The organism is Streptomyces sp. NPDC093109, from assembly GCF_040701725.1.
Classification (GTDB): domain Bacteria; phylum Actinomycetota; class Actinomycetes; order Streptomycetales; family Streptomycetaceae; genus Streptomyces.
Window position 1 is genome coordinate 15857 of record NZ_JBFBEZ010000055.1, and the last position, 13889, is coordinate 29745.

11 protein-coding genes are annotated in these 13889 nt (G+C 71.8%); 7 read left to right on the forward strand and 4 right to left on the reverse strand.

Annotated features, from left to right (window positions below; all coding sequences use genetic code 11):
- Positions 1 to 33: 33 nt before the first annotated feature.
- From AB0389_RS33740 to AB0389_RS33765, 6 genes are all read left to right on the forward strand, one after another.
- The gene (locus AB0389_RS33740) at positions 34 to 792 is read left to right on the forward strand and encodes a response regulator transcription factor (RefSeq protein WP_366399359.1); all 759 of its coding nucleotides are present in this window, start codon (positions 34 to 36) and stop codon (positions 790 to 792) included.
- Complete coding sequence (locus AB0389_RS33745; protein WP_366399360.1) at positions 789 to 2642, forward strand: ATP-binding protein; 1854 nt, start codon at positions 789 to 791, stop codon at positions 2640 to 2642. Before AB0389_RS33740 ends, AB0389_RS33745 begins: the two co-directional genes overlap by 4 nt.
- Positions 2643 to 2667: 25 nt before the next feature.
- Positions 2668 to 4020 (forward strand): bifunctional glycosyltransferase family 2/GtrA family protein, encoded by a 1353-nt coding sequence (locus AB0389_RS33750; protein WP_366399361.1) that lies wholly within the window; start codon positions 2668 to 2670, stop codon positions 4018 to 4020.
- A gap of 29 nt (positions 4021 to 4049) precedes the next feature.
- A complete protein-coding gene (locus AB0389_RS33755; RefSeq protein ID WP_366399383.1) occupies positions 4050 to 6245 on the forward strand; it encodes a glycosyltransferase family 39 protein in 2196 nt (731 codons plus the stop codon).
- 97 nt (positions 6246 to 6342) lie between these two features.
- The gene (locus AB0389_RS33760; protein ID WP_366399362.1) at positions 6343 to 7866 is read left to right on the forward strand and encodes an MFS transporter; all 1524 of its coding nucleotides are present in this window, start codon (positions 6343 to 6345) and stop codon (positions 7864 to 7866) included.
- Positions 7867 to 7919: 53 nt separating this feature from the next.
- A complete protein-coding gene (locus AB0389_RS33765; RefSeq protein ID WP_366399363.1) occupies positions 7920 to 8729 on the forward strand; it encodes a TetR/AcrR family transcriptional regulator C-terminal domain-containing protein in 810 nt (269 codons plus the stop codon).
- Positions 8730 to 8821: 92 nt separating this feature from the next.
- On the opposite strand, the gene AB0389_RS33770 is transcribed toward AB0389_RS33765, so the two are convergent.
- The 4 genes from AB0389_RS33770 to AB0389_RS33785 all read right to left on the reverse strand — a co-directional run bounded on the left by AB0389_RS33770 (position 8822) and on the right by AB0389_RS33785 (position 13372).
- Positions 8822 to 9286, reverse strand: coding sequence for a PPOX class F420-dependent oxidoreductase (locus AB0389_RS33770; protein WP_366399364.1), 465 nt, complete (start codon positions 9284 to 9286; stop codon positions 8822 to 8824).
- A gap of 99 nt (positions 9287 to 9385) precedes the next feature.
- A complete protein-coding gene (locus AB0389_RS33775) occupies positions 9386 to 10222 on the reverse strand; it encodes a YceI family protein (RefSeq protein WP_366399365.1) in 837 nt (278 codons plus the stop codon).
- A 74-nt stretch (positions 10223 to 10296) separates the two neighbouring features.
- Entirely contained in the window at positions 10297 to 12825 is a 2529-nt protein-coding gene (locus AB0389_RS33780) for an MFS transporter (RefSeq protein ID WP_366399366.1), read from the reverse strand.
- Positions 12826 to 12883: 58 nt separating this feature from the next.
- Positions 12884 to 13372, reverse strand: a complete 489-nt coding sequence (locus AB0389_RS33785) for a MarR family transcriptional regulator (RefSeq protein WP_366399367.1) — start codon at positions 13370 to 13372, stop codon at positions 12884 to 12886.
- Positions 13373 to 13605: 233 nt separating this feature from the next.
- Between AB0389_RS33785 and AB0389_RS33790 the strand changes: the two genes are divergently transcribed.
- Positions 13606 to 13812: a hypothetical protein gene (locus AB0389_RS33790; protein ID WP_366399368.1), complete on the forward strand. Its 207-nt coding sequence runs from the start codon at positions 13606 to 13608 to the stop codon at positions 13810 to 13812.
- The last annotated feature ends 77 nt before the right edge of the window (positions 13813 to 13889 follow it).

Here is a 13889-nt window from a genome sequence, read left to right on the forward strand (position 1 = left end):
CCGCTCTCAGGGTCCCTGCCCAGGGTGAGCACCATGACCATCACCTCGCCCCGGGGGCGTACCGAAATGCTCAGGCCGGACGGGAGCCCCGTCCGCGTGCTCGTCGTCGACGACGAGGCGTCGCTCACGGAGTTGCTGTCGATGGCCCTGCGGTACGAGGGCTGGGAGGTGCGCAGCGCGGGCGACGGCGCCGGCGCGACGCGGGCCGCGCGCGAGTTCCGGCCGGACGCCGTGGTGCTGGACGTCATGCTGCCCGACATGGACGGGCTGGCGGTGCTCGGCCGGCTGCGGCGCGATCTGCCGCAGGTGCCGGTGCTCTTCCTCACCGCGAAGGACTCGGTCGAGGACCGGATAGCCGGGCTCACCGCGGGCGGCGACGACTACGTCACCAAACCGTTCAGCCTGGAGGAGGTCGTGGCCCGGCTGCGCGGACTGATCCGCCGGTCCGGCGCCGCCGACGTACGGAGTGAATCGCTGCTGGTCGTCGGGGACCTGACGCTCGACGAGGACAGCCACGACGTCACCCGCGCCGGGCAGTCCATCCATCTGACCGCGACCGAGTTCGAGCTGCTGCGCTACCTCATGCGCAATCCGCGCCGGGTGCTCAGCAAGGCGCAGATCCTCGACCGGGTGTGGTCGTACGACTTCGGCGGCCAGGCCAACGTCGTCGAGCTGTACATCTCCTATCTGCGCCGGAAGATCGACGCCGGACGCCCGCCGATGATCCACACCCGGCGCGGCGCGGGCTATCTGATCAAGCCCGGCGAGCAGCCCGGTGATGCCCCGCGATGAGTGGGACCAGAGGTACGGACACGGGGATCGGCGGGGCCGGCCGGCGCTGGTCGCTGCGGACCCGGCTGGTGGTCTCCGCGGTCCTGCTGATCGCGGTGGTGGCGTCGGTGATCGGAGCCGTCACCACGATCGCCTTCCGCTCCAAGCTGTACGACCAGCTCGACACCCAGGTGCTCGCCATCGCCAAGCGGGCCGCGGGACCGCCCGTCGGCGAGGCCGGGCTCGGCAGGCCGCCCGGCGGGCCCCAGGAGGGCGAGGACCCGCTGAAGATCGTGACGGGCGGCGGTGCGCCGGTCGGCACGGTCGGCGGCCAGGTCGGCACGGACAACACGGTCAGCCGTGGGGTGCGTCTCGCGACGACCGAGAACGACAGCACGGGGCCGAAGGTCACCGAGCGGGAGCTCACGACGGCCCAGAAGACCGCCCTCAACTCCGTCGCCCACGACGGGGACAAGCACACCGTGACCCTGCCGGGCCTCGGTGAGTACCGCGTTCTCTACATCACCGGCTCCAACGGCTCCTTCCTCGTGGGCCTCCCGCTCACCGATGTGCAGGACAACCTCAACACTCTGGTGATCGTCGAGATCTGTGTCACCGTCGCCGGGCTGATCGCCGCCGGGATCGCGGGCAGCGCCCTGGTCAGCGTGGCGCTGCGACCGCTGCGCCGGGTGGCCAACACCGCCACCCGGGTATCCGAACTCCCTCTGCACAGCGGGGAGGTGGCCCCGCTGGTACGGGTGCCGGACTCCGAGGCCGACCCCCGGACCGAGGTGGGCCAGGTCGGCGCCGCGCTCAACCGGATGCTCGGGCATGTCGGATCCGCGCTCACGGCCCGGCAGGAGAGCGAGACCCGCGTACGGCAGTTCGTCGCCGACGCCAGCCACGAGCTGCGCACCCCGCTCGCCTCGATCCGCGGCTACGCCGAACTGACCCGCCGCGGGCGCGAGGAGACAGGACCGGACACCCGGTACGCCCTCGGGCGCATCGAGGCCGAGGCGGAGCGGATGACGGGTCTCGTCGAGAACCTGCTGCTGCTCGCCCGGCTCGACGCCGGACGCCCGCTCTCGTACGAGGCCACGGACCTCTCCCCGCTGGTCGTGGACGCGGTCAGCGACGCGCACGCCGCAGGCCAGAGCCACCACTGGCGCCTCGAACTCCCCGAACCGGACGAGCCCGAGGCCTCCGTCCAGGGCGACGCGCCCCGCCTCCAGCAGGTGCTCGTCAACCTGCTGGCCAACGCCCGTACGCACACCCCGCCCGGCACCACCGTCACCGCCCGCGTCCGCAGGGTCGGTGCGGGTGCGGGTGCGGGTGCGGGTGCCGGTACGGGCGGCGGCACGGGTGGTCCCGCCGGGTCGTGGGTCGTGCTCGACATCGAGGACGACGGTCCCGGTATTCCTCCCACGCTCCTTCCCCATGTCTTCGAACGCTTCGCGCGCGGCGACGCCTCACGCTCCCGCGCGGCCGGTTCCACCGGTCTCGGCCTCGCGATCGTCCAGGCGGTCGTCACGGCCCACAGCGGCACCGTGAGCGTCGAGAGTGTGCCCGGCCGGACGGTCTTCTCCGTACGGCTCCCGGCCGCCCTCGCGCCGGGCGTTCCGCCCATGCCCACGGGCAGGCCCGGTCCCACAGGCGCGCCCGGTCCCACAGGCAGGCCCGCGCCCGCGCCCACTGGCGCCCCCGGTCCCAACGGCGCCCCCGGTCCCAGCGGCGCGCCCGCGGCCTCCTCCTTCCCGTCTCCTCAGCCCTACCGGCGCCCGCAGTCCCAGCCGCTGCCGCCGGCCCGGCCGTACACGCCGGAAACCGGGCCCGACTCACAGACAGGGCACAGGCTCACCACACGACCGTGACAGCGCGGATCGCGAATCTCGAATCATGCGAACCGACACTTCATGGGGCACCCTCCCGGCCCGGGAGCATCTCCCGGTCGAGGTGACCGATGCCCCCGTGCTTGACGTGACGATCCCCGTCTACAACGAGGAGCAGGACCTCGAACCATGTGTGCGGCGCCTGCACGACCATCTCGCCCGTACCTTCCCCTACACCTTCCGCATCACGATCGCCGACAACGCGAGCACCGACCGCACTCCCGATGTGGCCGCCTGGCTCGACGCGTCGATCCCCGAGGTGCGGTCCTACCGGCTGGAGGAGAAGGGCCGCGGCAGGGCGCTCCGCACGGTCTGGTCGCACTCCGATTCGCCCGTCCTCGCCTATATGGACGTGGACCTGTCCACGGACCTGAACGCACTGCTGCCGCTGGTGGCGCCGCTGATCTCGGGCCACTCCGATCTGGCGATCGGCTCCCGGCTCGCCCGCTCCTCGCGGGTGGTGCGCGGCACGAAGCGCGAGTTCATCTCGCGGGCCTACAACCTCATCCTCAAGTCCTCTCTGTCGGCTCGGTTCAGCGACGCCCAGTGCGGCTTCAAGGCCATACGGGGTGATGTGGCGCAGCGGCTGCTGCCGATGGTCGAGGACACCGGCTGGTTCTTCGACACGGAGATGCTCGTGCTCGCCGAGCGCGCCGGACTGCGGATCCATGAAGTGCCGGTGGACTGGGTCGATGACCCCAACAGCACGGTGCACATCGTCAGGACGGCGACCGAGGATCTCAAGGGCGTCTGGCGGGTGGGGCGGGCACTGGCGGTGGGAGCGCTGCCGCTGGACCGGCTGGCGAGGCCCTTCGGGGACGACCCGAGGGACCGCCGGATCAATGGGGTGCCGCGCGGTCTCGCCCGGCAACTGGTCGGCTTCTGCGTCGTGGGCGCGCTGTCCACCCTCTTCTACCTTGCCCTGTATTCGCTCTTCCGAACCATGGCCGGTCCACAACTCGCCAACGCGGCGGCGCTGCTGGTCTCGGCGGTCGCCAACACAGCCGCCAACCGGAGGCTCACCTTCGGGGTACAGGGCCGCGAAGGCGCGGTCCGTCACCAGGCACAGGGCCTGGTGGTCTTCGCCGTCGGCCTCGCGCTGACCAGCGGTTCGCTGGCCGCGCTCGACGCCGCGTCGAGCAGCCCCGCGCACTCCACCGAACTGGCCGTCCTGATCGCCGCCAACCTCGCCTCCACCGTGCTGCGCTTCCTGCTCCTGCGCGCCTGGGTCTTCCCGGAGCGCCGTAACGCGAGCACTGAAGGCGACACGAGCAGCAGCACCACGAGCACCGACGGCACCACAGCTACGCACATCGACGCGCACGGCGACGCCGCCCTCTACACAAGGAACGCACGATGACCACGACCCTTCAGCCCGACGGGGCCCCGATGGCGGCGGACAGCCATACGCCCCGCCCCGCCGCCGCCCCCGGCCGCGCCGCGCGTCTGTGGCGGGGCAGGACCGAGGACGAGCGCTGGGTACGCCCGGCCCTCCTCGGCCTCCTCCTGGCCACCGCCGTGCTCTACGTCTGGAACCTGAGCGCATCCGGTTACGCCAACTCCTTCTACTCGGCGGCCGTCCAGGCCGGCAGCGAGAGCTGGAAGGCGTTCTTCTTCGGCTCCTCCGACGCCGCGAACTCCATCACCGTCGACAAGCCCCCGGCCGCGCTCTGGCCGATGGCGCTCTCCGTCCGGCTCCTCGGCCTCGGCTCCTGGCAGATCCTGCTGCCCGAGGTGCTGATGGGCGTCGGTACGGTCGCGGTGCTGTACGCGGCGGTGCGGCGGCGCTTCAGCCCGGTCGCCGGACTGACCGCCGGCCTGGTGCTCGCGCTCACGCCGGTCGCCGCGCTGATGTTCCGCTTCAACAACCCGGACGCGCTGCTCGCGCTGCTGATGACCGTCACCATCTACTGCGTGCTGCGCGCGCTGGAGGCAGGCCGCACCAAGTGGCTGCTGTGGGCGGGCGTCGCGATCGGCTTCGCGTTCCTGACGAAGACGCTCCAGGCGTTCCTGATCCTGCCGCCGTTGGCGCTGGTGTACGCGGTCTGCGCGCCCACCACCGTACGGCGCAGGCTGGGCCAGCTCGCGCTGGCCGCCGGGGCCATGGTCGTGGCCGGCGGCTGGTGGGTCGCGATCGTGGAGCTGTGGCCCGCGTCCTCCCGCCCGTACATCGGCGGTTCGCAGAACAACTCCTTCCTTGAGCTGACCTTCGGTTACAACGGCCTCGGCCGCATCAACGGCAACGAGACCGGCAGCGTCGGTGGCGGTGGCGGCGGCGGTGGCGGCGGCACCGGTCAGTGGGGCGAGACCGGCATCGGCCGGATGTTCAACTCCGAGATCGGCGGCCAGATCTCCTGGCTGCTGCCCGCCGCGCTGGTGCTGCTCGTCGCCGGGCTCGTGATCACCCGCAAGGCCGCCCGTACGGACACGGCCCGCGCCGCGTTCCTCGTCTGGGGCAGCGCGCTGCTGATGACGATGGGTGTCTTCAGCTTCATGGCCGGGATCTTCCACCAGTACTACACGGTGGCGCTGGCCCCGTACATCGCGGCCGTCGTCGGTATGGGCGTGGCGATGCTCTGGGAGGAGCGCAACCACATCGCGGCGTCCGCCGCGCTGGCGGTGGCGACCGCGGGGACTGCCGTCTGGGCGTACGTCCTGCTCAACCGGACCCCGGACTACCTGCCCTGGCTGCGCTGGGCGGTGCTGATCGGCGGCCTCGTCGCCGCGGTCGGGCTGCTGCTCGCCGGACGGCTGGGACGTCAGCTCGCGCTCGCCGCGGCGGGTCTCGGGCTCGCTGCCTCGCTGGCGGCACCGCTCGCGTACACCCTCTCCACCGTCAACAGCGCCCACACCGGCTCCATCGTCACGGCGGGTCCGGCCTCCATGGGCGGTCCTGGCGGCGGTATGGGCGGCGGCGGTCGCGGTGGCATGGGCGGCGGTGGCGGGATGCGCCCGCCGGGCCAGACGGGCACGGGCACGGGCAACGGCAACGGTACGGGTACGGGCCAGGGTCAGGGCCAGGCGCAGGGCGGCCCGGGCCAGGGCATGGGCCAGCCCCCCACCGGCGGCAACGGCAACGGCGGCGGCATGGGCCAGCCCCCCACCGGCGGCAACGGCCAGACGGGCCAGAACAACCAGACGGGCCAGACCGGCCAGAACGGCCAGACCGGCGGCGGTATGGGCGGCGGCATGGGCGAGGGCGGCATGGGAGGCGGCGGTATGGGCGGCCTCCTCAACGGCCAGAACGTCAGCTCCAAGGTCGAGACCGCCCTCAAGAAGAACGCGTCCGACTACACCTGGGTCATGGCCGCCATCGGCTCCCAGAACGCCGCCAGCTACCAGCTCGCCACCGAGAAGCCCGTCATGGCGATCGGCGGCTTCAACGGCAGCGACCCGTCACCCACCCTCGCGCAGTTCAAGCAGTACGTCGCCGACGGAAAGATCCACTACTTCCTCGGCAGCAGCGGCGGCGGCCCCGGCGGCTCCAACGGCACCAGCTCCGAGATCACCACCTGGGTGGAGGCCAACTTCAAGAAGGTCACCGTCGACAGCACCACGCTGTACGACCTCACCCAGAAGGCGTGACACCTCGTAGTGCATAGCTCGTAGCTATACAGCGTAAGAGGCTCCTTGTACGGTGTACGACGACGAAAGTCCCATACGCCGTACAAGGAGCCCTTTCATGTCGGCCGCGCCCCCCGCCCCGCACGCGCCCGCCCCCGCCCCGCACCCCCAGCGCTGGCTCATCCTCGGCGTCATCATGCTGGCCCAGCTCACCGTGATGCTCGACAACACCGTCCTCGGCGTCGCCATCCCCTCCCTCACCCGCGAGCTGCACGCCTCGACCACCGACATCCAGTGGATGATCAACGCGTACGCCCTCGTCCAGTCGGGCCTGCTGCTCACCGCCGGGAACGCCGCCGACCGCTACGGCCGCAAGAAACTGCTGCTCATCGGGCTCGCGCTCTTCGGCATCGGCTCCCTCGCCGCCGGACTCTCCCAGACCAGCGGCCAGTTGATCGCCGCCCGCGCCGGCATGGGCGTCGGCGGCGCGCTGCTGATCACCACGACCCTCGCCGTCGTCGTCCAGATCTTCGACGACACCGAGCGCGTCAAGGCCATCGGCATCTGGTCGACCGTCAACTCCCTCGGCTTCGCGGCCGGACCGCTGCTCGGCGGGGTGGTGCTCGACCACTTCTGGTGGGGCGCGATCTTCCTCATCAACATCCCGGTCGCGGTCCTGGCCCTCGTCGCCGTCGCCGCGCTCGTACCCGAGTCGGGGACCAAGCGGGGGACCCGCCCCGATCCGCTCGGCGCGCTGCTCTCCACGGCCGGGATGACCACCGTCGTGTACGCGATCATCACCGGCCCCGAACACGGCTGGGGCTCGGCCCCGGTGCTGGTGCCGGCCGCCGCCGGAGTGCTCGTCCTGGGCCTGTTCGTCCGGTGGGAGCTGCGCGTTCCGCACCCCATGCTGGACATGCGCTTCTTCCGCGACCAGCGGTTCACCGGCGCGGTCGGGGGCGTCATCCTGGTCGCCTTCGGGATGAGCGGCTCGCTCTTCCTGCTGACGCAGCACCTCCAGTTCGTACTCGGCTACGGTCCGCTCGACGCGGGCCTGCGGACGGCTCCGCTCGCCGTCGCGGTCGTCGTGCTCAACCTCTCGGGCATCGGCGCGCGGCTGATCGTGAAGCTCGGCACCCCGGGCGCCATCGGTACGGGCATGACCCTCGTCGCCGCCGGGCTCGCCGCGATCGCGCTGCTCGGCGCGCACGGATACGGCGGGATGCTGCTCGGCCTCGTCGTCATGGGCGCCGGTATCGCGCTCTCCATGCCCGCCATGGCCAACGCGATCATGAGCGCGATCCCGCCGGAGAAGGCCGGGGTCGGCGCGGGCATCAACGGCACGCTCGCCGAGTTCGGCAACGGCCTCGGCGTCGCCGTCCTGGGCGCCGTCCTCAACTCCCGCTTCGCCGCGCTCGTACCGGCCGCCGTGGGCGCGGCGTCGCTGCCCGCCGCGCTCGCCGCCGCGGACGGAGAGGCGGAACGGCTGCGGATCGCCGACGCGTTCGCCTCCGGCCTGGAGACGAGCCAACTGGCCGGCGCGGCGGCCGTCCTCGCGGGCGGACTGCTCGCCGCGCTGCTGCTGCGCCGGGCGGAGCGCGCCCACCGGACGGAGAGCAGCGACGTGGCCGCTACTACGTAGTAGCAGCGGCATAGCATCGGAAACCGGCCGGACGAACGAAGGAGGCTCTCACTGTGACCCCGGAGCCCGACGACAGCACCAGGCCCCCCGCCCGTACGAGCGTATGGCTGGACGGCAGACCCGCCGCCCGAGGCCGCCGCGCCGACCGTACGGACCGCGCCGACCGCGCCGACCATCCGTCCGGCCTCGACCGCGACCGCATCACCGCCGTATCGCTGCGGCTGCTCGACGCGGAGGGGCCGGCGAAGTTCTCCATGCGCCGGCTTGCCGCCGAGCTGGGCGTCACCGCCATGTCGCTCTACTGGTACGTCGACACCAAGGACGACCTCCTCGAACTCGCCCTGGACGCCGTCTTTGCCGAGATCGAGGTCCCCGCCGTACCGGAGGCCGAGGAGACGGACTGGCGCGCGCAGCTCCGCGAACTCGCCGCCCGCTACCGCGCGGTGCTCGTCCGCCACCCCTGGGCCTCGCCGCTCATCGGCAAGTACCTGAACGTGGGCCCGCGCTCGATGGACTTCTCCGCCGCCGTCAAGGCGATCGTGGCGCGCACCGGCCTCTCCCCGCAGGGGCAGATGGGCGCGATCGCCGCCGTCTTCCAGTTCGTGTACGGATTCAGCACGGTCGAGGGGCACTTCGTCCAGCGCTGCGCCGAGGCCGGGGTCAGCCAGGACGCGTACTTCCGACGAGCGATGGGGGCCATCGGTGAACAGCCGCGGCTGGCCGGGGCGTTCGCCGGCGTGGAGGAGACGCGGGAGCTGCGCGGCGGCGGGACGGTGGAGGAGATGCGCGAGCGGGACTTCACGTTCGCGCTCGAACTCCTCGTCGCGGGCATCGAGGCGATGCGCGCGCGCCCCGGCGCGTGACGCACGCACCGGGACCACGCGCTCCCCTGCGGCCCGTACAGCCGTTACGCCGTTACGCCGTTACGCCGTTACGCCGTTACGCCGTTACGCCGTTACGGTGCCAGATGCGCCGGGAAGCCGCCCGTGGCCAGCGGTCCCCAGCGCTCCGGGGTGACGCGGATGATCGACTTGCCCTGCTTCACCATCGCCGCGCGGTACTCGTCCCAGTCCGGGTGCTCGCCCGCGATGTTCCGGTAGTACTCCACCAGCGGCTCGACCGACTCCGGCGAGTCGATCACCTCGGCCACCCCGTCGACCTGCACCCACGGGCCGTTCCAGTCGTCCGACAGGACGATCACGCTCACCCGCTCGTCCCGCTTCGCGTTCCGCGTCTTGGCGCGCTCCGGGTACGTGGAGACGACGATCCGGCCGGATCCGTCCACCCCGCACGAGAGCGGGGAGCCCTGCGGGCGGCCGTCGGCGCGGGTGGTCAGCAGGATCGCCCGGTGCCTGGGGCGTACGAACTCCAGCAGACCTTCGAGGTCCACGGCCGTATTCGTTGCGATATTCGGTGCCATGGCCCGCAGCCTACGGCGTCCACCGGCCGGAACCGGCCCCCCGACAGGCCCCCGGCCGCGGCCCTTACCCTCCGCCGCCCCTTACGCCCCCGCCGGCCCTTACGCCTCCGCCGCCCCCGGCACGGTCTCGCCCTGGACCGCCTGGATGTCCAGCTCCACCCGCAGCGTCGTCCCGATCGCCGCGATCCCCGCCGACACCACCTGGTTGTACTTGATGGCGAAGTCCTCGCGCGGCAGCTCCGCCGTCGCGTGGAACGCCGCCCGCACCCCGCCCCACGGGTCGGGGCCCGTACCCAGATAGCTGAGGTCGAGGTCCACGTCCCGGGTGACGCCGTGCAGCGACAGACTGCCGTGCACCTTCCAGCGGTCAGGGCCCGCCGGGGTCACTCCCGTACCGCGGTACGTGATCTCCGGGAAGCGCGCCACGTCCAGGAAGTCCGGCGAGCGGAGGTGCTTGTCGCGCAGCCCGTTGCCGGTGTCGATGGTCGCCGCGTTGATGACCGCCTCGACCGTGGCCTGTTCGCGGCCCTCCCCGGTCTCGGCGATCTCGATCCGGCCGCCGAACTCGGTGAACCGCCCGCGCACGCTGGAGATGCCCAGGTGCTGGGCCACCGCGGCCACCGACGAGTGCGCCGGGTCGATGCTCCAGACACCCGGCGGCGGCAGCTCGACACCGCCCTGGCGGGCCAGCGTCACCTTGCCCAGATCCGCCCGCCCTGTCCGGGTGACCATCGCGGTGGCGGCGACGGGCGCGTAGCCCACGGCCGTCACCACGACGGTGTACGGGCCGGGCCTGAGCGGCGAGTCGTCGCGCACGTGACCGTCGTCGTCGGTTCCGGCGCGCAGCACCTGGGAGCCGTCCATATCGGTCATGGTCACGATCGCGTGCGGCACGGCCCAGCCGTCCCGGGTCCGCACCTGTCCGCGAAGCCCCATACCGTTCATCTCCTCGATCTCACGAGCTCACCAGCATCACGCCCGACGGACGGACGGGAACCAACGGACGGGAACTACTCGCCGGGGTGGGCGAGTTCGATGTCGTGGCCGTCGACGCCCCGGCCGGCGACCGTCAACGCACCGGCCACCGGAGGGTATCCGGTCGCGATGACCGTGTACTCGCCAGAGTCCAGGTCGGTGAAGGCGTACGCGCCGTCCTCGCCGGTCGTCGCCGACGCGACCACGTTCCCGGCCGCGTCGACCAGCGTGACGCGGGCGTCCGGCGCGGGCCGCCGGCCGGCGCCGGCCCGTACCGTGCCCTGGAGCAGGGCGCCGGCGCGGAGGGCCACGTCGATCCGGGTCACGCCCTGGCCGCCGATGTCCACCGGCAGCGCCAGCGGCCGGAAACCGCTCGCGTTGACGGCGACCGTCACCGCACCGGGGACCAGCTCGCCGAAGGCGAACTCGCCCTGCCCGGCGGACTTCCCGCTGGCCAGCACATCGCCGCGGACATCGGTCACGATGACCATCGCGCCCTCCACGGGCAGCCCGCCGTCGGCGGCGCGCACGGTCCCGGCGAGGCCGCTCGTACCGGAGAGCCGGATGTCGTACGGGAGCGGCTCGTCGCCGGTGACCACCGTGGACGCCTGCGGCTGGAAGCCGTCGGCGGAGGAGATCAGGACGTACGAACCGGCGCCCGGCGCGTCCAGGGAGTACCCGCCGTCGGGACGGGCGACCGCGCGGGCCAGCTGACGGCCGGTCAGGGAGATCAGCGTGACGGCCGCGCCGGGCACCGGGGCGCCCTCGGAGCCGAGCACCGACCCGTGCACGGGGGTGCCGGGGGTTGGGGACGTGGGGGCCGCTGTGGCTTCCATGAGATCCACCGTTCCGGCTGTGCTCTGTGCGGCCCCCGCGTACTGGGGCGAACCGCTGTAGGAGGTCGGGGCCGGCACGGTGGCGACCATGACCGGCGCTTCGACGGAAGCCCCGGGAGCGGCCTGCTCCGACCCCGATGCGTCCGACGCGCCCGACGCGTCCGACGCGCCCGAGTGCCGCGACCGCAGCGCGACCTCCTTGATGAACAGCGTCAGCAGGAAGGCGACGAACGCGGCCGGCGCCGCGAACAGGAACACGTCCGCCACCCCGTGCCCGTACGCCGACTCCACGATCTGCCGCACCGGCGCCGGCAGCGTCGCCAGGTCGGGGATGCCCCCGCCGCTGGTGCTCTTGTGGCCCGGGGCGGCCTCCTCGACGTAGTGCGTGATCCGGTTGGCGAGCACCGCGCCCAGCGCCGAGACGCCGACCGCGCCGCCCAGCGAGCGGAAGAAGGTGACGACGGAGCTGGCCGAGCCGAGGTCCTCCGGCGCCACCTGGTTCTGGGTGGCCAGCACCAGGTTCTGCATCATCATGCCGACGCCGAGGCCCAGCAGCGCCATGTAGATCCCGATGTGCCAGTACGGGGTGTCGTACCGGATCGTGCCCAGCAGGCCGAGCCCGGCGGTCAGCAGCGCGCCACCGCTGACCAGCCATGCCTTCCAGCGGCCGGTCTTGGTGATGATCAGACCGGAGACGGTGGACGAGACGAACAGGCCGCCGATCATGGGGATGGTCATGACACCGGACATCGTCGGCGACTTGTCCCTGGCCAGCTGGAAGTACTGGCTGAAGAAGACCGTGCCGGCGAACATCGCGACACCGACGAAGAGCGAGGCGAGCGAGGCCAGCGTGATCGTGCGGTTGCGGAAGAGGCGCAGCGGGATGATCGGCTCGCTCGCCCTGGTCTCGGTGAGGACGAAGAGCGCGCCGAGCACCAGCGAGCCGCCGACCATGGCGGCCGTCTGCCAGGAGAGCCAGTCGTACTTGTCACCCGCGAAGGTGACCCAGACGAGCAGCAGGGAGACGGCGGCGCTGATGAAGACGGCGCCGCCCCAGTCGACCTTGACCTCGCGCTTGACGACGGGGAGCTTCAGGGTCTTCTGGAGGACGATCAGCGCGATGACCGCGAACGGTACGCCGACGTAGAAGCACCAGCGCCAGCCCAGCCACGAGGTGTCCGTGATGACGCCGCCGAGCAGCGGGCCGCCTACGGTCGCGACGGCGAAGGTCGCGCCGAGGTAGCCGCTGTACCTGCCGCGCTCGCGCGGGGCGATCATCGCGGCCATGACGATCTGGGCGAGGGCGGAGAGCCCGCCGACGCCGATGCCCTGGACGACGCGGCAGGCGATCAGCATGCCCGCGTTCTGCGAGAGCCCGGCCACGACGGAGCCCAGGACATAGATGACCAGGGCTATCTGGACCAGGAGCTTCTTGCTGAAGAGGTCGGAGAGCTTGCCCCAGAGCGGGGTGGTCGCCGTCATCGACAGCAGCGCCGCGGTGACCACCCAGGTGTAGGCGCTCTGGCCGCCGCCGAGGTCGGAGATGATGTGGGGGAGGGCGTTGGAGACGATCGTCGAGGAGAGGATCGCGACGAACATGCCCAGGAGGAGCCCGGAGAGGGCCTCCATGATCTGACGGTGCGTCATCGGCGTGCCGGCCGCGGCGGCGGGATCGCCACCGTGCTTGGCGTGGCCGCCCCGCACACCCGTTGGTGTGGTCGTAGCCATGGATGTTCCTTGTCTTACGTGTCTGTGTCGTCTACGGGTGTTACGGGTGTTACGGGTGTTACGGGCGCGAACCGGCGGTCGGCGCCGGGGGACGAGGGTCCCCGTAAGGCCGGTCCCGGCGGTCGCCGAAGTCGTGGCGCAGCCGCGCGAGCAGCGCGTTCAGCCGGTCGACCTCGTCGTCGGTCCAGTCGTCGAGCGTCTGTGCGAACAGCTCGGTCGCCCGCCGGGACAGGTCGTCGACCATGGCGCTTCCCACGGGGGTCAGCCGCAGGATGCGCGAGCGCTTGTCGGCGGGGTCGGGCAGGCGCTCGATCCAGCCACGCTCGGTCAGGTGCGCGACATGCCGGCTGGTGACCGACGTATCGACGGCGAGCAGTTCGGAGAGGCGGCCCAGCCGCATCTCGCCGTGCTGGTCCAGCAGGGTCAGTACGGCGGCCGAGCCGGCCGGGCACTCGGTGGGCATGACCCGGGCGAGACCGCGTTTGACGGCACCTACGGCGCTGAGCTGCCGAGCCAGTTCCGTGTACCGGCTCCTCGTCGCCGTCATGGGCCCTCCCGATATTTCGTTGCTTGGGGCAACCATGAAACCATAGAAGAATTTGGTTGTTACAGGCAAACTAAATCGGACCTACTGCGGTAAAGGAACCCAAAAAGCTTCGCATGGCCGAGGTCAACGCCTGGGCGCGCCGCTCGCGTGAGCCGGGGGTACGGGCAAGGTCGCGGCCGGGATCCGGGGCCCGGAGTTGGGCGGGGGCCGCGTGTTCGCTAGGGTCCTGCCACATGGCACACAACCCCCATGCCCCGCAGGGACCCGAGGGAAATCCCGACCCGGCGGGCAGCACCCAGATGTTCCGCGCGTTTGTCGACGACGGCGAGCCTGAGCGCCGACAGGCGCCTCAGCAGCAGGGCGGGCCGAAGACCGGAGTGATCGTCGGCGTGGTCCTGGCCGTCGCGGTTCTGGCCGTGGTGGCCTGGCTGGCCTTCTGACGGCGTCGAGCCGTATCGGAACGACCCATATCGCACGTATCCGAACCCCGCCCGGGCGTTCGTGCCGCACTGGTACG